At 71.0% G+C, this 18,941-nt stretch carries 12 protein-coding genes; 10 read left to right on the top strand and 2 right to left on the bottom strand.

The window, feature by feature from the left end:
• Position 1: 1 nt before the first annotated feature.
• Positions 2–1,105 (bottom strand): hypothetical protein, encoded by a 1,104-nt coding sequence (locus tag TSO352_RS27690; protein ID WP_109110280.1) that lies wholly within the window; start codon positions 1,103–1,105, stop codon positions 2–4.
• A 314-nt stretch (positions 1,106–1,419) separates the two neighbouring features.
• Here TSO352_RS27690 and TSO352_RS27685 point away from each other — a divergent pair, with 314 nt between their 5' ends.
• From TSO352_RS27685 to TSO352_RS27655, 7 genes are all read left to right on the top strand, one after another.
• Entirely contained in the window at positions 1,420–3,432 is a 2,013-nt protein-coding gene (locus tag TSO352_RS27685) for an AsmA family protein (protein WP_109110279.1), read from the top strand.
• A gap of 85 nt (positions 3,433–3,517) precedes the next feature.
• Complete coding sequence (locus TSO352_RS27680; RefSeq protein ID WP_109110278.1) at positions 3,518–5,293, top strand: SLC13 family permease; 1,776 nt, start codon at positions 3,518–3,520, stop codon at positions 5,291–5,293.
• Between the two features lie 151 nt (positions 5,294–5,444).
• Positions 5,445–5,912, top strand: coding sequence for a hypothetical protein (locus TSO352_RS27675; protein ID WP_109110277.1), 468 nt, complete (start codon positions 5,445–5,447; stop codon positions 5,910–5,912).
• A 104-nt stretch (positions 5,913–6,016) separates the two neighbouring features.
• The gene (locus tag TSO352_RS27670) at positions 6,017–6,325 is read left to right on the top strand and encodes a hypothetical protein (RefSeq protein ID WP_247872466.1); all 309 of its coding nucleotides are present in this window, start codon (positions 6,017–6,019) and stop codon (positions 6,323–6,325) included.
• A 179-nt stretch (positions 6,326–6,504) separates the two neighbouring features.
• The gene (locus tag TSO352_RS27665) at positions 6,505–7,683 is read left to right on the top strand and encodes an aminotransferase (protein ID WP_109110276.1); all 1,179 of its coding nucleotides are present in this window, start codon (positions 6,505–6,507) and stop codon (positions 7,681–7,683) included.
• Between the two features lie 148 nt (positions 7,684–7,831).
• Positions 7,832–9,460 (top strand): ATP-binding protein, encoded by a 1,629-nt coding sequence (locus TSO352_RS27660; RefSeq protein ID WP_109110275.1) that lies wholly within the window; start codon positions 7,832–7,834, stop codon positions 9,458–9,460.
• A 222-nt stretch (positions 9,461–9,682) separates the two neighbouring features.
• Positions 9,683–14,449, top strand: a complete 4,767-nt coding sequence (locus TSO352_RS27655; protein WP_109110274.1) for an alpha-2-macroglobulin — start codon at positions 9,683–9,685, stop codon at positions 14,447–14,449.
• 6 nt (positions 14,450–14,455) lie between these two features.
• Here TSO352_RS27655 and TSO352_RS27650 read toward each other — a convergent pair whose 3' ends face one another.
• Positions 14,456–14,641 carry a hypothetical protein gene (locus tag TSO352_RS27650; RefSeq protein ID WP_109110273.1) on the bottom strand — a complete coding sequence of 62 codons (186 nt, stop codon included), beginning with the start codon at positions 14,639–14,641 and terminating at the stop codon, positions 14,456–14,458.
• 363 nt (positions 14,642–15,004) lie between these two features.
• Between TSO352_RS27650 and TSO352_RS27645 the strand changes: the two genes are divergently transcribed.
• The 3 genes from TSO352_RS27645 to TSO352_RS27635 are packed head-to-tail and all read left to right on the top strand — an operon-like array spanning position 15,005 to position 18,941.
• Positions 15,005–15,448 carry a MerR family DNA-binding transcriptional regulator gene (locus tag TSO352_RS27645; protein WP_109110908.1) on the top strand — a complete coding sequence of 148 codons (444 nt, stop codon included), beginning with the start codon at positions 15,005–15,007 and terminating at the stop codon, positions 15,446–15,448.
• Complete coding sequence (locus tag TSO352_RS27640) at positions 15,445–16,581, top strand: thiolase family protein (RefSeq protein WP_109110272.1); 1,137 nt, start codon at positions 15,445–15,447, stop codon at positions 16,579–16,581. Before TSO352_RS27645 ends, TSO352_RS27640 begins: the two co-directional genes overlap by 4 nt.
• Before the next feature lie 26 nt (positions 16,582–16,607).
• Positions 16,608–18,941 carry a 3-hydroxyacyl-CoA dehydrogenase/enoyl-CoA hydratase family protein gene (locus TSO352_RS27635; protein WP_109110271.1) on the top strand — a complete coding sequence of 778 codons (2,334 nt, stop codon included), beginning with the start codon at positions 16,608–16,610 and terminating at the stop codon, positions 18,939–18,941.

Below are 18,941 nucleotides of genomic sequence, written 5' to 3'. Positions count from 1 at the left end.
GTCAGGCCGCCTTCCCCTTGATCGTCTCGATCCGCATGACGAGGTCGACGTCGAGCTGGCCGCTGCGCCAGTCGACATAGGCGCGGACCGACCGCTTGTGGCTGGCGATCAGCCCGTCGGCCGCCAGCGCCTGGTCGGCGCGCGCCTCGTCCTTGGGCAGCAGGGGGATGACGCGGAAGATGTCGTGCACCGTCATGTCGCGGGTGTGGCGATCCTGGGTCAGGGCGTCGGCCCACAGCAGGATCAGGTATTCCCAGCCGTCGAGCAGCCAGGACAGCCGGCTGGCCGATTTGCGGATCACCAGGCGCTTGGTGTCCCACTGGCGCAGCAGCGTTTCGAACGAGCCCATCGCCTGGTCGAGCTGGCCGATGACGTTGCGGGCGTGGTTGACGGTGTGCTCCGCCACCTCGGCGCAGAAGCCGCCGATCGGCGCCGCCTCCGACACGTTGTCGGTCGCCCAGTCGGTCATGCTGTCGCGGAAGCCCTGGAGGTCGCGCATCAGCCGCCGCAGCCGCGCCGGCTTGGGCGAGCTGACCAGCCCGATCGGCTCCATGAACACCGCCAGCTCGGCGATGCGGCCGTAGAGTTCGGTCGGCTCCAGCGCCAGACGGTGCGCCGCCTTCATCATCAGGTCGCGGGTCAGCGTCTGCCCGTCGGACGAGGTCAGGCCGACGCGCAGGATCTCCGTCGATTCCAGCCCGACCGCCTTCAGCGCCTCCACGATCAACTGGTAGTTGATCAGAAGCCGCTGCTCGTCGTCGTCGCGCAGCGCCGCCTCCGCCGCCTCCACCGCCGACGCGCCGGCGAGGCCGCAGCGCGCCGCCTCCAGCACCGCCTTGCGGATGTCGTCGGGCGAGCAGCCCTCGCTCTTGGCGATCAGGTCGTGCAGCATGCGGTCGTGCACCGTCATCGGGAAGGCGAGCGGCAGCGACTTCCACGGCACGACGTAGATGCCGCGCCCTTCCGACAGGTTGGGGATCAGCACCTCCAGCTGGTCGCGGCTGTCCTTGCGCACCCGGGTCTGGGACAGGACCGGCGTGGTGAAGGCGACCGCCGCGCCACGCTCCTCGAAGGTGGAGGGAGCAAAGTTGGTGAGGGAACGCATGGAGGGCGGCTCTGCCTGGAAAATTGCCTGAAGAGAGGTCGTGAGGACACCGGACGGACGCCCGGCCCGTTCGCCGCGCCCGATCGCCGCACCCCGTTGCGACCGCCGGTACCGACGGCCAGTTTCGGATTCCGATTACGGGGCCGCGAGACTAAATTTTGCGTTAAATCCAATATAGATACCAGCCGAAATCCGCCCCCTCCGGGTGAGGGTCCGGCTCTCTTGAAGTACCCCGCCGCCGGGGGGCTTGCTGTTCCGTCCCGCCGGCCGTTGACGTTTCACGAGCGAGGGCAGGTGCGCGGAGGGCCGGCGGCATGAAGGCGGTGTTCAAGTGGATCGGTTACGGGCTGCTGGGGATCGTCGGCCTTGCGGTCGTGGGGGTGGCGGCCGTCCTGCTGCTGTTCGACTGGAACGACGCGCGCGGCTTCGTCGCCCGCCACGCCAGCGCCGCCCTGAACCGCGAGGTGGCGATCGACGGCGACCTGCGCGTCCATCTCGGCAACCCGATCCGCATCCACATCGAGGGGCTGCGCGTCGCCAACGCCGAGTGGGCGGAGGACAAGGACATGCTGGCGATCAAGGCGATCGACGCCACGCTGCGCCCCTGGCCGCTGCTGCGCGGCAACTGGGAATTGCCGAAGCTTGAGTTCCAGGAACCAAAGATGGTGCTGGAGAAGAACGACAAGGGCGAACCCAACTGGAATTTCGGCCCGCCCAACGCCGAAAAGGAGGTCGCCAAGGAGGCGGCGACCCCCGACAAGCGCGGCGACATCCCGGTGATCGAGCGGCTGGCGATCGCCGACGGCGCCATCCGCTACCGCGACCCGACCAGCCAGATCGACATCAAGAACACCATCAACACCGCGACCGGCGACAACGACACCGACACGGTGAACCTGCAGGGCAAGGGCAGCTTCGCCGGCAAGCCCTTCACCCTGGCGGTGGAGGGCGGGTCGCTGCTGTACCTGCGCGACGACCCCAAGCCCTACCCGATCAAGATCGAGGCGGCGGTGGGCAACACCAAGGGCAAGATCGAAGGGTCGGTGGCCGAGCCGGTGAAGATGGAGGGGCTGGACCTGTCGGTCGCCCTGCGCGGCGAGGATCTGGCGGAGATCTTCCCCATCGTCGGCATCCCGACGCCGAAGACGCGGCCCTACTCGATCGGCGGCCACCTGTCGCGCGAGGGCGGGCGCTGGTCGTTCAAGGGGCTGAACGGCAAGGTCGGCGAAAGCGACCTTGCGGGCGACGTGGCGGTGGTCACCGGCGGCGAGCGGCCGATGGTGACCGCCGATCTGGTGTCCGACCGGCTGGCCGCCCAGGATCTGGCCGGGCTGGTCGGCGCCTCCCCCCGCGGCAGCGACGATTACCCGACGCGCGGCAAGGACCGCATCATCCCGGCGACGCCGATCCCGGTGGAGAAGCTGCGCAACACCGACATGGACGTGCGGTTGCGCGGCAAGCGGGTGGAGGCGCCCTTCGCCCCGCTCGACGGCCTCGACATGCATGTCATGGTGAAGGCCGGCGACCTGCGCGTCGATCCGCTGTCGCTCGGCATCGGCGGCGGCACGATCGCCGGCACGGTGGAGGTCGACGGCAGCCGCAAGGTTCCGGGGCTGCGCACCAACCTGGACATCCGCAGAATGAAGCTGGCGACCTTCTTCCGCGACACCGCGATGTCCGGCCAGATCGCCGGCACGGTGGCCGGCCGCGTCCAGTTGACCGGCAGCGGCAAGACGGTGGCCGACCTGCTGGCGTCGTCCGACGGCAAGATCGGAGTCGCGGTGGACGGCGGCAAGGTCACCAGCCTCGCGGTCAAGGGCCTGAAGACCAACATCCTGGAGACGCTGGGCGTCGTCCTGTCGGGGTCGAAGCCGATGCCCTTCAACTGTCTGGTCGGCAACCTGTCGGTGGAGAAGGGCGTCGCCGTGGTGGAGGCGCTGGTGCTCGACACGCCCGAGACGCTGGTCACCGGCAAGGGCGCCATCAGCCTGCGCAACGAGGCGCTGGATCTCAGGATCGTTGGGGATTCGAAATCGGCGCAGGTCTTCGCCACCCACGTCCCGGTGCTGGTCGGCGGCACGCTGGGCAACCCCGACATCGGGGTGGATCCGACCGAGTCGGCGGCCCGCGGCGCGGCGGCGGTGGCGCTGGGGGTGCTGCTGACTCCGCTGGCCAGCGTGCTGCCCTTCCTTGACCCGGGCAGCGATGAGCAGCCACAGTGTGGCCGGCTGGTGCATGACGCCCGTTCGCCCGACAAGAGCGGCGCGGCGTCCGGCAAATCGGGGAACGGCCGCGGCGAGCGGAAGGCGTCCGGTTCGGCGCGCTGACCGCCCCGGCCGCGGGCCGGCTCCCGGTTTCGTCGACCCGCCATCCGCCCGCACATGACGGCCACGAAGGACTCAGCCCCGCTCCATGTCCATCGACCAGATGTTCTCGCTCGGCATCATCGGCGCGGTGATCGCGCTGCTGATCTGGGACCGGCTGCGCTACGACCTCGTCGGGATGCTGGCGCTGCTGGCGGCGGTCGCGGCGGGGATCGTCCCCGCCAGGGAGGCGTTCCAGGGCTTCTCCGACGACATCGTCGTCATCGTCGGCTCGGCGCTGGTGGTCAGCGCCGCGGTCGGCCGGTCCGGCGTGGTGGAGGCGGCGATGCGGCCGCTGGCCTCGCGCATGACCACGGTGTGGTCGCAGGTGCTGGTGCTGGCCGGGGCGGTGACCCTGCTGTCGGCGGTGGTCAAGAACATCGGGGCGCTGGCCATCTTCATGCCGATCGCCCTGCAGATCGCCCGGCGCACCGGCACGCCGGTGTCGATGCTGCTGATGCCGATGGCCTTCGGGTCGCTGCTGGGCGGGCTGATGACGCTGATCGGCACCTCGCCCAACATCATCGTGTCGCGGCTGCGGGCGGAGATGACCGGCGAGCCGTTCCGCATGTTCGACTTCACCCCGGTCGGGCTGGTGATCGCCGTCGCCGGCGTCGCCGTCCTGTCGGTGGGCTACCGGCTGCTGCCGAAGGGCCGGGCCGCCGCCTCCGGCCCGGCCTTCTCCATCGACGACTACACGGCGGAGGCGCTGCTGCCCGCCGGCACCCCCTTCGTCGGCCGCACCGTCGCCGAGCTGGAGACCTTCGCCGAGGGCGAGGTGACCGTCGCCGCCATCGTGCGCGAGCATTACCGCCGCTACGTGCCCTCCGGCCACTGGGTGCTGTTCGCCGACGACATCCTGGTGCTGGAGGCCGACACCCAGGCGCTGTCCAATCTGGTCAAGCGGGCCGGCATGCGCATGATGCACGACCAGGACCTGGACGGGGTGGAGAACGAGGACGACATCGCCGTGGTCGAGGCGGTGGTGGAGCAGCGTTCCCGCCTGATCGGCCACAGCATCGAGGAGGTGGGCCTGCGCGAGCGCTATGGCGTCAACCTGCTGGCGCTCAGCCGGCGCGGGCGGCCGATCCGCCAGCGGCTGCGGCGGGTGCGCCTGCAGTTCGGCGACCTGGTGGTCCTGCAATGCCGGCAGGCCGGGGTGGCGGACACGCTGGCGGCGCTGGGCTGCCTGCCGCTGGCGGGGCGCGACCTCGCCATCGGCCGCACGCCGAAGCGGGCGGCGGCGGTCGCCGTGCTGGGCATCACCGTGGCGCTGGTCGCCACCGGGACGGTGCCGGTCGCCATCGCCTTCTTCGGCGCGGCGGTGGCGATGACCGCGCTGCGGGTGGTCAGCCTGCGCGAGGCCTACGACGCGGTGGAATGGCCGATCCTGGTGCTGCTCGGCTCGCTGATCCCGGTCAGCGAGACGCTGCGCACCACCGGCGGGACCGAGCTGATCGCCGGCTTCCTGTCGCAGGCGGCGCAGGGGCTGCCGCCGGTGGGGGCGCTGGCGCTGATCCTGGTGGCGGCGATGGCGGTGACGCCGTTCCTCAACAACGCGGCGACGGTGCTGGTGATGGCGCCGATCGGCGCCAGCCTCGCCACCCACCTCGGGCTGCGGCCCGACGCCTTCCTGATGGCGGTGGCGGTGGGGGCGGGCTGCGATTTCCTCACCCCGATCGGCCACCAGTGCAACACGCTGGTGATGGGGCCGGGCGGCTACCGCTTCGGCGACTATTGGCGGCTGGGGCTGCCGCTGTCGATCATGGTGGTGGTGCTGGGCACCGCGGCCATCGCGCTGTTCTGGCCGCTGGTTCCCCGGTAGCGCCCGCGATAGCCACCCCCTGCCATCGGATCCGACGCCCCGGGGCGACGCTGCGCCACCCCGCTTTGCGATGTTCCGTCGCTTGTCCGTCTGGTGTAGGATTCTCCGATCGCAAGGCCCATGGACCGGCTCGGCCGGACGGGAGGCGGACATGTCGGTGTGGCGCCGGTATCTGGTGAAGGATCTCTCGGGACGGCTCGTCGATCTGCCGAGCCGGCTTCTCGACCGCGCCGACGACGGCACGGCTCCCTTGCCCGCCTACGCCGGGCGTTGCGTCGAGGTAGTGGCCGCCGTTCTGGTGGGGGATCGTGGACGCCCGGCCCGGGTCGCGGAAATGGAGTTCACCAAGCTCTATTTCGACCAGTCCGGCTTCGTGGACGCCGCCAAGCGCGAACGGATGATCCGCCTGATGCTGGAAAGCTGCGCCGACCGCCGGTGCGCCGCCGCCGAACATCCCGATTGCGACCGGTTGATCCGCCGGGCCGGCGTGGCGCGCGACCAGCTGGTGCGGGAGTTCGGCTGGGATCCGAAGCCCGCCGAACTGAACGCGGTGCTGAGCCGGCTCGACCCGACACGGCTGGAGCCGGCGGCACCGGCCGGCGCGCGCACCCTGCACTGACCGGGATCACGGCTGGGGCCGCGGCGGACGGGGTAGGGCTCTTTTACCGGGACGGATGCTCCCCATATGGCGTTTACCGGCCATTTGGAGCGTTCGAACCCGTGATGCGTCGCAGCGACCCCGACACGTCCTCGTCCCCGTTCCTTGCCCGCATGCCGCTGGCCCGGATGCGCCAGTTGGCGTTGATCGGGACCGGCTGCACGATCATGGCGCTGGGCCTGCTGATCGCGCCGCTGCCGGGACCGGGCGGTTTGCCGGTGATGGTGCTGGGCGGGGTGCTGATTCTGCGCAACTCCGCCGACGCCCGGCGCCTGTTCGTGCGGATGAAACGCCGCTACCCGCGCATGATCGGACCCGTCGACCGCTTTCGCGTGAAGATGCGGATGCGCCGCCAGCGCCGCAACGCGCTCTGATACGCGGTCCGGAAAATCCTGACCGCTGCGTTCATACGCCACGCAGGCTTCGGCCCTGTCCGGCCGCGGCCGGATACCGGGTCCTGGAGTCAAGGCATCCCGAACCCGGTGTGACAGCGCTGGACAATTCCCCGCGACCGCCTCCATCTTGTGCGTCCGCTTGAGGCTTGGAGGCACCGGTGAAGTCGGGCAACGCTATTCTGTCGAGCTATGGCACCACCATCTTCGAGGTCATGTCCCGCCTGTCGGAGGAGCATGGCGCGATCAACCTTGGCCAGGGCTTTCCCGATGAACGCGGTCCGGCCGACGTTCTGGACGCCGCGGCCGACGCCCTGCTGAACGGGTGGAACCAGTACCCGTCGATGATGGGCACGCCCGACCTGCGCCAGGCGCTGGCGGCGCACGCCCAGCGTTTCTACGGGCTGGACGTCGACTGGAAGACCGAGACGATGGTCACCTCCGGCGCCACCGAGGCGCTGACCGCCTGCCTGCTCGGCCTGATCAACCCGGGCGACGAGGTGGTGCTGTTCCAGCCGATGTACGACAGCTACCTGCCGATCGTCCGGCTGGCCGGCGGCGTGCCGCGCTTCGTCTCGCTGAAGGCGCCGGACTGGAGCTTCAGCCGCGCGGATCTGGAGGCCGCCTTCTCGCCGCGCACCAAGCTGGTGCTGATCAACGACCCGCTGAACCCGGCCGCCAAGGTCTTCGACCGCGCCGAGCTGGAGCTGATCGCCGAGTTCGTCCAGCGCCATGACGCCCTGGCCGTCTGCGACGAGGTGTACGAGCATCTGGTCTTCGACGGCCGCCGCCACATCCCGCTGATGACCCTGCCGGGCATGCGCGACCGCTGCCTGAAGATCGGCTCGGCCGGCAAGACCTTCTCGCTGACCGGCTGGAAGGTCGGCTACGTCACCGCCGCGCCGCACCTGCTGCAGCCGGTGGCCAAGGCCCACCAGTTCCTGACCTTCACCACCCCGCCCAACCTCCAGGCCGCCGTCGCCTATGGGCTGGGCAAGGACGCGGGGTATTTCACCGCGCTGGCCGCCGGGCTCCAGGCCAAGCGCGACCGGCTGTCGGCCGGCCTGCGCTCCGCCGGGTTCGACGTGCTGCCGGGCTCGGGGACCTATTTCGTCGTCGCCGACATCGCGGGGGTGGCGGCCGGCGTCGGCTTCGACGGCGACGACCAGGCCTTCTGCCGCTGGCTGGTGGCCGAGGCGAAGGTCGCCGCCATCCCGGTCAGCGCCTTCTTCGTCGAGAACGCGCCGAAGACGTGCGTCCGCTTCTGCTTCTCCAAGAAGGACGAAGTGATCGACACCGCGATCGACCGCCTGCGGAAACGTTTCGTCACCAACCAATAGAGCAGCGGAAGACATCGTTTGCGGTACTGAACGTCAATATATTTGACAATCCTTAACCAGGGGATGGAATCATCGGGAAGGTCCCCGGCCGGACGCCATCGACTGCGGTGGCGCGGCGGGGACAGCGCGGGGCGGTGGAGTGCCGGGCATGCCACGTTTTCCGTCCTTCCGGACCGTCATCCTCTCGGCCACCGCCCTGGCGCTGGTCCTGGTGTGGGTCGGCTATGCGGTGATGTCGTCGGCGATGCTGGACGGGCAGACCCACGACACCATCGCCAACGCCGAAACCACCGCCCGCGCCTATGAAAGCAGCACCAGCCGGACCTTGCGCGACGTCGACGTGACCTTGCGCTCCTTCGCCGACAAGTACGCGGAGGGCGGGCTGGTCCGGGCCCGCCGGCTGATCGACGACGGGCTGTACGACGCCGCCCTGATCCATCATTTCAGCGTCTTCGACCCGAATGGCACGCCGCTGTTCCGCAGCGAGGGCGTCGGCCCGCCGGAGTCGCTCGACGGCACCGGCATCCTTGCCCTGCACCGCGACGAGGGCGGAGCGCTGATGAATGTCGGGCTTCCCTTCGCCGGGTCGGCGACCGGGCGGCCGCTCCTGCGCTTTTCCCGCCGGCTGGAGGATGCGGCCGGCGATTTCGCCGGGGTGGTGGTCGCCAACGTCGATCCCGACCGGCTGTCCAGCTTCTACCGGCAGGCGGATGTCGGCCGGAACGGCGTGGTCACCCTGGTCGGCCTGGACCGGATCGTCCGCGCCCGCGGGACCAAGGACGGGCGCGACGCCGTCGGCCTGTCGATCGCCGAGTCGGCGTTGTGGACGGTGATGCAGCGGTCGCTGACCGGTGTCTACTGGCAGGTCAGCCTGGCCGACGGCATGCGCCGCGCCTACGCCTACCGGCCGGTCGAAGGCTACCCGCTGATCCTGGTCGTCGGCATCGCCGCGGTCGACATCGACGCCGCGGTCGCCGGCTTCCGCGGGCAGATGATGATCATCGCCGCGCTGCTCAGCGTTTCGATCGTGCTGGTCGCCGGCTTCCTGCTGGTCCAGCACCGCAACGCCGAGCGGCTGGCGGCGGCGCTGTCGGTCAACCGCGACTTCCTCGCCCGGGTCAGCCACGAGCTGCGCACGCCGCTGAACGCCATCCTGGGCTTTTCCGAGATCATCAAGGACCAGATGTTCGGGCCGCAGGCCGGCCCGCGCTACGCCGACTACGCCCAGGACATCCACGCGTCGGGCCAGCATCTGCTGACGCTGATCGACGACATCCTCGACCTGTCGCGCCTGCAGGCCGGCAAGTTCGCCCTGCACCTGGAGGCGGTCGACCCGGTGGTCGCCGCCGAATGGGCGATCCGCATCGTCGCTCCGCAGGCCGAGCAGAAGGGCATCCGGCTGGAGATCAACCGGCCGGCCGCCCCGACGCCGGTCCGCGCCGACGAGCGGGCGCTGAAGCAGATGCTGTTGAACCTGCTGGGCAACGCGTTGAAGTTCACCCCGGAGGGCGGACGGGTGCTGATCACCGTCGGGCGCGGCGTCCACGGCCGCTGCGTCCTGCGCGTCACCGACAACGGCGTCGGCATGACGGCGGAGGAGTTGCGGCAGGCGGTGGTCCCCTTTGGCCAAGCCTCGGCGCTGACCACCCATCCCGGGCGCGGCACCGGGCTGGGCCTACCGATCGTCAAGTCGCTGATCGAGGCCCACGGCGGCCATCTGCGCATCGACAGCCGGCCCGGCCAGGGCAGCCAGGTGACGCTGGAGTTTGCGGCCTGAGCGACCGGTGGAATTCGCGGCCTGAACGGCCGGGATTCCCGTTTTTCCCCATGAGCTTGGTGCTGCCGCGGGCGATTTGCGCGGCGCCGCCGCAAAGCCATGGCGAATCGCCGGCCGCTTGGGCATACTCCGCGCGGTTTTCGTCCAGGGTCCGAGCCGCCGCCAGGACTATCCTCGGCTGCGCAGCGGCGGGTCCATCCCGGGAATTGGGGTTCGTCTCGAATGTTGCGTGCGCTGGCGCGTGTCTGTGCCGTTCTCGTCGCGTGCTCCGGCACGCTGGTCGCGTCCCCCTTGCTGGCCGCCGATCCGCCGGTCGAGCCGGTGCCCTTCGGCGTGTCCGGCGTCGAGGTGGTGGCGGAGCGCGACACGCCCCAGGCCTGCTTCACCTTCACCGACCGGCTGGAGCGCTCGCGCGCGGTCAATTACCGCGACTATGTCGAGGCGCAGCCGGAGATCGACGGCGCCGCCATCGCCCGCGACCGCACCCTGTGCGTGGAGGGGCTGCGCCATGGCGAGACCTACCGCATCACGCTGAAGGACGGGCTGCCCGGCGCCGACGGCAAGCGGCTGCCGGCCGCCGACACCCGCGAGGTGCAGGTGCCCAACCGCAAGCCGTCGCTGGCCTTCCGCGGCGCCGGCTACATCCTGCCGCGCGTCGGGGCGGACGGGCTGCCGCTGCGCTCCATCAACCTGGACCGGGCGAAGCTGCAGGTCCTGCGCATCACCGACCGCGCGCTGGTCGAGAAGATCTATTTCGGCCGCATCACCCAGCAGATGACCGACTACGACATCGGCGAGATCCTCGACAAGTCGGGGCAGGAGGTCTGGCGCGGCGAGATGGGCATCGGCAACCAGCCGAACAAGACCGTCACCACCGCCTTTCCGATCGACGCCGTGCTGGGCAAGCTGGAGCCGGGCGTCTACGTCGCGGTGGCCGGCGCCGACGAGATCAAGCCGGGCGGCTGGGACCGCAAGGCGACCCAGTGGTTCGTCGTCTCCGACCTCGGGCTGAACACCATCCTGGGCGAGGATTCGCTGGTGGTCTTCGCCCGCTCCGTCCAGACCGCCGCCCCGGCCGCCGGGGTCGAGCTGCGTCTGGTCGCCCGCAACGGCGCCGAGCTGGGCCGGGTGCAGACCGGCGACGACGGGCTGGGCCGCTTCGACCTCGCCGCCCTGCGCAAGGGCGGGGCGGAGCCGGTGCAGGCGCTGTTCGCCGCGCGCGGCGACGGCGATTTCGGCGTGCTCGACCTGACCGCCGGCGGTCCGCCGCCAGCCGAACAGCCGGACAAGGCCGCTCCGGTCCGTCCGGCGGCCGGCGGGCTGGACGCCTATCTCTACACCGAACGCGGCATCTACCGGCCGGGCGAGACGGTGCAGCTGACCGCCCTGCTGCGCGAGGCCGACCTCAACCCGCCGCCGGCCGGCAAGGCGCTGACCCTGCGCATCCTGCGCCCCGACGGCTTCGAGGTGGAGCGCCGCGGCCTGACCGAGGCCGGGGCCGGCGGCTACGCCACCCGCATCGATCTGCCGATGAACGCCTATCCCGGCACCTGGACCGTCACCGCCCACGCCGAACCGGACGGGCCGGCGATCGGCCGGGCCGAGTTCCTGCTGGAGGATTTCGTCCCGCCGCGGCTCGACCTCGCGCTCGCCTCGCCGACCACCGAGCTGGCGGCCGACGGCGAGGCGTCGATCACGCTGGACAGCCACTATCTCTACGGCGCGCCGGCCGCCGGCCTGCCGGGCGAGCTGACGGTGTCGCTGCGCGCCGCCGCCAACCCCTACCCCGACCTGCCGGGCTACCGCTTCGGTCTGGCGCAGGAGGAGGTGAAGGCGACGCGCGCCGACCTGCCGGGCTTCATCACCGACGCCGCCGGCACCGCCAAGCTGACGGTGAAGCTGCCGCGGCCGCCGGAAAGCACCCGCCCGCTGGAAGCGGTGGTGCGCGCCACCCTGTTCGACATCGGCGGCCGCCCGGTCGGCCGCGACTTCGTCCTGCCGGTGCGCCACCAGCCCTTCGCCATCGGCATCAAGCCGCGCTTCGAGGGCGACGGCGTGCCGGAGGGGGCGACCGCCGGCTTCGACGTCATCGCCGTCGGGCCGGACGGCAAGCCGACCGACCGCGCCGACCTCTCCTACGAACTGTTCGAGGAGGAGTACGACTACGCCTGGTACGAGGCGAACGGCCGCTGGGACTACAAGGTCACCGTCAAGGACCAGCGCGTGACCGGCGGCACCCTGTCGGTCGCCGCCGGCACCCCGACGGCGGTCGAGGCGCCGGTCGCCGCCGGCCGCTACCGGCTGGAGGTGTTCGATTCCAAGACCGGGGTCGCCAGCAGCCTGCGCTTCGCCGCCGGCTGGTGGATGACGCCGACCGCCGGCGAGCGGCCCGACGGGGTCGACGTCACGGTGATGATGCCGTCCTACCGCAGCGGCGACAGCGCCTGGGTGTTCGTCAAGCCGCCCTATGACAGCCAAGTGCTGGTCGCGGTGGCCGACCGCGGCGTCACCTACGCCGTCACCCGCGCCATCGGGCCGCAGGGCGCCTTCCTGGAGGTCCCGGTCGGTGCCGGCTGGACCGGCGGCGCCTATGTGCTGGCGACCGCCTTTGCCACCGCCGACCCGCAGTCGAAGAAGCCGCCGCGCCGCGCCGTCGGCCTGTCCTGGCTGGCGATGGACAAGGAGCCGCGCACGCTGGACCTGCGCCTGTCGGCCCCGGCCGAGGTGGAACCGCGCCGGGCCATGACCGCCGAGGTCACGGTGCAGGGCGTGCCGGAGGGCCAGCCGGCCTACGTCACGCTGGCCGCGGTCGACGAATCGGTGATGCAGCTGACCGACCAGCCGACGCCCGACCCGGCCCGCCATTACCTGGGCAAACGGCCGCTGAACGTCGAGCTGCGCGATTCCTACGGCCGGTTGATCGACCCGGCCGGGCTGGAGAACGCCCGCACCCCGGTGGTGCCGGCGCCGCGCCTGCGCCAGATCGCCGGGCTGGTGCCGCCCAAGTCGGAACGGGTGGTCTCGCTCTATTCCGGCATCCTGACGGTCGGGGCCGACGGCAAGCTGTCGGTGCCCTTCGACCTGCCCGATTTCCAGGGCCGGCTGCGGCTGATGGCGGTGGCCTGGAGCGGCGGCCGCATCGGCCACGCCGAAAGCCATGTGCTGGTCCGCGACCCGGTCGTCGCCGACGCGGTGCTGCCGCGCTTCCTCGCCCCCGGCGACCAGGCGCAGGCGCTGCTGTCGCTCGACAACCTGAACGGCCCGGCCGGCGACTACACGATGACGCTCAGCGCCGATGGCGCGGTGTCGGTCGACGGCGGCGCGCTGACGGCGCCGAACCTCGCGCGCGGCAAGCGGGCGACCGCCGGCCGGGTGCTGACCGCCACCGCGGTGGGCGCCGGCCACGTCACGCTCGACGTCACCGGGCCGGCCGGGGTGCGCGTCACCCGCCGCTGGGACGTGACGGTGCGCCCGGCCTCGCCGCCGGTGTCGCGCCGCTCCGTCGCCGCCCTGCCGACCGACAAGAGCCTGACCATCCCGCCCGACCTCGCCGTCGGGCTGCGGCCGGAGACGGTGGCGATGGGGGCGGCTGTGTCGCCGCTGCCCGACCTGGACGTGCCGGGCCTGCTGTTCGCGCTCGACCGGTCCGCCGTCGGCGGGGCGGAGCAGACGGCCAGCCGGCTGCTGCCGCTGCTGTCGATGAGCGACGTCGCCGCCGGCCTGGGCATCGCGCCGGAGGACCGGATCAAGGCCCGGGTGCAGCGCGGCATCGACCGGCTGCTGACCTTCCAGCGGCTGGACGGCGCCTTCGCCGCCTGGTCGCCGAAGGGCGACCTCGACCCCTGGCTGACCGCCTACGCCGTCGACACGCTGGGCCGGGCCAAGGCCGCCGGCTACCGCATCCCCGACCAGCCCTACCGCAAGGGGCTGGACTGGCTGAAGCAGGCCATCGACAACGCCTGGGTCGAAACCGCCGACCTGCCGGGCCGCGCCTACGCGCTCCACGTGCTGGCGCGCGCCAAGATGACCGACGCCGGCGCGGTGCGCTATTTCCGCGAGGTCTATTGGGACCGCCTGCAGACCGACTTCGGCCGGGCGCAGATCGCCGCCGCCACCGCGCTGCTCGGCGACCAGGGTGGGGCGGCCGAGGCCTTCGCCAAGCTGACCGGCGCCCGCATGGTGACCGCCAGCCTGCGCGACCACGGCTCCTCCCTGCGCGACGAGGCCGGGGTGGTGGCGCTGATGGCGGAGAGCGGGGCGGTGGAGCGCGACCGCATCCTCCAGGCCGCCGAGCGCGTCGCCAAGACCTTCGCCGCCGTCCGCGTCACCAGCCCGCAGGAGCAGGCGTGGCTGCTGCTGGCGGCCAAGGCGCTGGCCGACCGCGCCCCGCCGATGAAGCTGGCGATCGGCGAGCAGACGGTGGAGAATGCCAAGCCGCAGGTGCTGCGCGTCGACCCGGCGGCGCCGCCGGCGATCCGCAACCTGGGCGGCGAGGTGCGCCAGACCGTGTCGGTGGTCGGCGTCCCCGACCAGCCGGCCGCGGCGGAAGAGCAGGGGATGACCATCCGCCGCCGCCTGTTCGACATGGCCGGCCGGCCGGTCGACCCGGCCGGGGTGCGCCGCAACGACCTGCTGGTGGTGACGCTGGAGGGCGAGGTGGCCGACCCGCTCGACCACGCGGTGCTGGTCAGCGATCCGCTGCCGGCCGGCCTGGAGATCGAGAATGTCCGGCTCGCCAACAGCGGCCAGCTCGGCAAGCTGTCCTGGCTGGGCGAGCTGTCGGCCACCCGCAACGTCGAGTTCCGCGACGACCGCTTCGTCGCCGCGGTCGACCTGACCAAGGCGGCGCCGCGCTTCCGGCTGGTCTATCTGGTCCGCGCCGTCACCGCCGGCGACTTCGCCGCCCCCGGCGCGACGGTCGAGGACCAGCAGCGTCCGCACCTGTCGGCCCGCACCGCCGTGTCGCGCCTGCGGGTGCTGCCGGAGTAAAAGTCTCTACAGGTAACTGTGGTCCCGCCGGTCGTCGCGCCGGCGGGCGAGCAGCGTCAGCGCCAGCACGAGCACCGCAAAGCACACGGTCAGCAGCACATAGAAGGCCAGCGCCAGACCGATGGTCAGCGTGCCGAGCAGCACCGTGACCAGTATCCAGACACCCAGCGATACGATGACGCGCGCCGACATGGGTCGTCTCCTCTCCCCTGTCCTGATCCGCCCGAATCCGATGCGTTCCGCGGCCTTTCCGGCCGTCTGTGCATCGGCTCTGTCCGGTCCCCATATGATGGAACCGGGGTCGGGCATGCTCTCCCAAGGGCGGAGCCTGCCATAGCCGGTGCCGGCGCCGGAGCGTGGCATCCTGTCACTGCGCGGGCGCGCCGCACCCGTTGGTGGAGCGGACGGACCGGGCGCCGTCGGCCGTCCGGGCAAAGTGGTTTGTGGGGTCAACAAGTCTGTTGACAGCGTGCGGCAGTGACCTTACCTTTACGTAAACGTCAGGGAACGATGCGGAGGGGGCACGGCGTGGACTGGTCGGCGAGCGGCACCGGCATGATGGGGGAGGGGGCGGACCTGAACGGTCCGGCCATCCGGCTCGCCATCGGCGAACTGGCCGGGGAGTTCGGGCTGACCCACCGCACCATCCGCCATTACGAGGACGAAGGGCTGCTGACGCCGGAACGCGCCGGCACCGCCCGGGTCTACGGCCATCGCGACCGCGCCCGGCTGGCGCTGATCTGCCGGGGCAAGCGGCTGGGCTTCAGCCTGGCCGAAATCAAGGATTTCCTGAACCTCTACGACACGGACGACGCCCAGATCGAGCAGATGCGCTACATGCGCTCCCTCGCCCGCGGCCGGATCCTCGCGCTTGAACAGCAGCTCCGCGACGTCCAGCAGACGCTGTCGGAGCTGCGCACCATCGACACCCAGATCTCCGAGCATCTTCGCCGCAACGGCATCACGGAGACGCATGGAATGGAGGAGAAGCACTCATGAAGTCGGTCGTCATCGCCGGTTACGCCCGTTCGCCCTTCGCCTTCGCCCACAAGGGCGAACTGACCAAGGTCCGCCCCGACGATCTGCTGGCCCGCGTCATCGCGGCGCTGGTCGAGCGCACCGGCCTGAAGACCGACGACATCGAGGATGTGATCGTCGGCTGCTCCTTCCCGGAGGGCGAGCAGGGGCTGAACGTCGCCCGCACCATCTCCTTCCTGGCCAAGCTGCCGCAGACCGCGGCGGCCACCACGGTCAACCGCTATTGCGGCTCGTCGATGCAGGCGATCCACCAGGCGGCGGGCGCCATCCAGATGGGCGCCGGCGAGGTCTTCGTCTGCGGCGGCGTCGAGTCGATGACCCGCGTGCCGATCATGGGCTTCAACCCGATGCCGAACCCGGCGCTGAAGGCAGCCTATCCGGAAGCCTACTGCTCGATGGGCATCACCGCCGAGAATGTCGCCCGCCAGTACGGCATCGCCCGCGCCGACCAGGAGGCGCTGGCCGTCTCCTCGCACGCCAAGGCCGCCGAGGCCCAGGCCGCCGGCCGCCTGTCGGACGAGATCGTCGGCATCGAGACGCCGGCCGGTCTGGTCGACAAGGACGGCTGCATCCGCCCCGGCACCACCGTCGAGGGGCTGTCGGGCCTGAAGCCGGCCTTCATCGCCGACGGGTCGGTCACCGCCGGCACCTCCTCGCCGCTGACCGACGGCGCGTCGGTCGTGCTGGTGACGACGGAGGAGTACGCCCGGGCCAACGGCCTGCCGATCCTGGCGAAGATCCGCTCGGTCGCCGTCGCCGGCTGCGCCCCCGACCTGATGGGGCTCGGCCCGATCCCGGCGACCCGCAAGGCGCTGGCCCGCGCCGGCCTGTCGATCAACGACATCGACATCGTCGAGATCAACGAGGCCTTCTCGTCCCAGTCGCTCGCCTGCCTGCGCGACCTCGACATCGATCCGGGCAAGATCAACCTGGACGGCGGCGCGCTGGCGCTCGGCCACCCGCTGGGCGCCACCGGCGCCCGCATCACCGGCAAGGCGGCGTCGCTGCTGAAGCGCGAAGGCAAGCAGTTCGCGCTGGCGACCCAGTGCATCGGCGGCGGCCAGGGCATCGCCACCATCCTGGAAGCGGTCTGACGGCGGACGAGGGGAGGAACCACTCAATGAAGATCGAACGCGCCGCCGTGATCGGTGCGGGCGTGATGGGCGCCGGCATCGCCGCCCATTTCGCCAACGCCGGCATCCCCTGCGTCCTCCTGGACATTCCGGCCAAGGAGGGTGACCGCAGCGCCATCGCCAAGGGCGCCGTGGCCAAGATGCTGAAGACCGACCCGGCCCCCTTCATGCACCCCAAGAACGCCCGGCTGATCACGCCCGGCAATCTCGAGGATGACCTGAACCTGCTGGCCGACGTCGACTGGATCGTCGAGGCCATCGTCGAGAATCCGGCGATCAAGGCCGACCTCTACACGCGCATCGACCCGGTGCGCAAGGCGGGCTCGGTGGTGTCGTCCAACACCTCGACCATCCCGCTGGCGGTGCTGACGGGGGGGCAGAGCGAGCGCTTCGCCCAGGACTTCCTGATCACCCACTTCTTCAACCCGCCGCGCTACATGCGGCTGCTGGAGATCGTCGGCGGCCCGGCGACCCGCACCGACGCGCTGGCGGCCATCGCCGACGTCTGCGACCGCCGCCTGGGCAAGGGCGTGGTGCACTGCAAGGACACGCCCGGCTTCATCGCCAACCGCATCGGCGTCTTCTGGATCCAGGCGGCAGTCAACGCCGCGGTCGATCTGGGCCTGACGGTCGAGGAGGCGGACGCCGTCGGCGGCCGGCCGATGGGCATCCCCAAGACCGGCGTGTTCGGCCTGATGGACCTCGTCGGGCTCGACCTGATGCCGCACATCGCCAAGTCGATGCTGGCGACCCTGCCGGCCGGCGACGCCTACCGCGAGCAGGTGCGCGAGCACGCGGTCATCACCAGGATGATCGCCGACGGCTACATCGGCCGCAAGGGCAAGGGCGGCTTCTACCGCATCAACAAGGCCGGCGGCGGCAAGGTGAAGGAGTCGGTCGACCTGAAGACCGGCGCCTACGCCCCGTCGGAGAAGGCCCGGCTGGACAGCGTCTCGTCCGCCGGCCGCGACCTGCGCAAGCTGTGCGAGCATCCCGACAAGGGCGGCCGCTTCGCCCGCCGCGTGCTGGCGCAGACCCTGGCCTACGCCGCCAGCCTGGTGCCGGAGATCGCCGACAGCATCGTCGCCGTCGATGAGGGCATGCGGCTCGGCTACAACTGGAAGCAGGGGCCGTTCGAGCTGATCGACCGCCTGGGCTCCGTCTGGTTCGCCGAGCTGTGCCGGTCGGAGGGCATCCCCGTCCCGGCGCTGATCGAGACCGCCGCCGGCCGCCCGTTCTACCGGGTGGAGGACGGCAAGCTCCAGCACCTGACCACCGGCGGCGTCTATGACACCGTGGTCCGCCCCGACGGCGTGCTGCTGCTGTCCGACGTCAAGCGGGCCGCCGGCAAGCCGGTGTGGAAGAACGGCTCGGCCAGCCTGTGGGACATCGGCGACGGCGTGCTGTGCGTCGAGTTCACCAGCAAGATGAACGCGGTCGACGCCGACATCATGGCCGCCTACGGTAAGGCCATGGGGCTGGTCGGCGACGGCAAGGGTGTGTGGAAGGCCCTGGTCATCCACAACGAGGCCGACAATTTCTCGGTCGGCGCCAACCTGGGCCTCGCCCTGTTCGCGCTGAACATCGGCCTGTGGCCGCAGATCGAGGAGATGGTGGAGGGCGGCCAGCGCACCTACCGCGCGCTGAAATACGCGCCCTTCCCGGTGGTGGCGGCGCCCAGCGGCATGGCGTTGGGCGGCGGCTGCGAGATCCTGCTGCACTCCGACCATGTCCAGGCCCACGCCGAGACCTATGTCGGGCTGGTCGAGGTCGGCGTCGGCCTGATCCCGGCCTGGGGCGGCTGCACCGAGATGCTGGCCCGCCATCAGGCCAACCCGAAGGCGCCGCGCGGGCCGATGCCCGGCATCGCCAAGGCGTTCGAGATCATCAGCACCGCCACCGTCGCCAAGTCGGCGGCCGAGGCCAAGGAGCTGCTGTATTTCCGCGCCACCGACGGCATCACCATGAACCGCGACCGCCTGCTGGCCGACGCCAAGGCCAAGGCGCTGGAGCTGGCGGAAAACTACACCCCGCCGGAGAAGACCACGGCCTACGTCCTGCCCGGCCCCAGCGCCAAGGCGGCGATGGAGCTGGCGGTGGAGGGCTTCGCCCTGCAGGGCAAGGTGACGCCGCACGACAAGGTGGTCTGCGCCGCCCTGGCCGACGTGCTGAGCGGCGGCGACTCCGACGTCTCCAAGCCGGTCGGCGAGGATCACGTCCTGCGGCTGGAGCGCGAGGCCTTCATGGGCCTGGTGCACACCACCGGCACCATCGACCGGATCGAGCACATGCTGCTCACCGGCAAGCCGCTGCGGAACTGA

The sequence above is a fragment of the Azospirillum sp. TSO35-2 genome, from assembly GCF_003116095.1.
In the GTDB taxonomy this organism is placed as follows: domain Bacteria; phylum Pseudomonadota; class Alphaproteobacteria; order Azospirillales; family Azospirillaceae; genus Azospirillum.
This window is presented reverse-complemented; position numbering and strand designations above follow the sequence as displayed.

Excerpts from the sequence above, each read along its gene's own strand:
- TSO352_RS27685 (WP_109110279.1), top strand. The coding sequence starts at position 1,420 with ATGAAGGCGGTGTTCAAGTGGATCGGTTACGGGCTGCTGGGGATCGTC.
- TSO352_RS27650 (WP_109110273.1), bottom strand. The coding sequence starts at position 14,641 with ATGTCGGCGCGCGTCATCGTATCGCTGGGTGTCTGGATACTGGTCACG.
- TSO352_RS27680 (WP_109110278.1), top strand. The coding sequence starts at position 3,518 with ATGTCCATCGACCAGATGTTCTCGCTCGGCATCATCGGCGCGGTGATC.
- TSO352_RS27675 (WP_109110277.1), top strand. The coding sequence starts at position 5,445 with ATGTCGGTGTGGCGCCGGTATCTGGTGAAGGATCTCTCGGGACGGCTC.
- TSO352_RS27690 (WP_109110280.1), bottom strand. The coding sequence starts at position 1,105 with ATGCGTTCCCTCACCAACTTTGCTCCCTCCACCTTCGAGGAGCGTGGC.
- TSO352_RS27640 (WP_109110272.1), top strand. The coding sequence starts at position 15,445 with ATGAAGTCGGTCGTCATCGCCGGTTACGCCCGTTCGCCCTTCGCCTTC.
- TSO352_RS27660 (WP_109110275.1), top strand. The coding sequence starts at position 7,832 with ATGCCACGTTTTCCGTCCTTCCGGACCGTCATCCTCTCGGCCACCGCC.
- TSO352_RS27655 (WP_109110274.1), top strand. The coding sequence starts at position 9,683 with ATGTTGCGTGCGCTGGCGCGTGTCTGTGCCGTTCTCGTCGCGTGCTCC.
- TSO352_RS27645 (WP_109110908.1), top strand. The coding sequence starts at position 15,005 with ATGATGGGGGAGGGGGCGGACCTGAACGGTCCGGCCATCCGGCTCGCC.
- TSO352_RS27670 (WP_247872466.1), top strand. The coding sequence starts at position 6,017 with ATGCGTCGCAGCGACCCCGACACGTCCTCGTCCCCGTTCCTTGCCCGC.
- TSO352_RS27635 (WP_109110271.1), top strand. The coding sequence starts at position 16,608 with ATGAAGATCGAACGCGCCGCCGTGATCGGTGCGGGCGTGATGGGCGCC.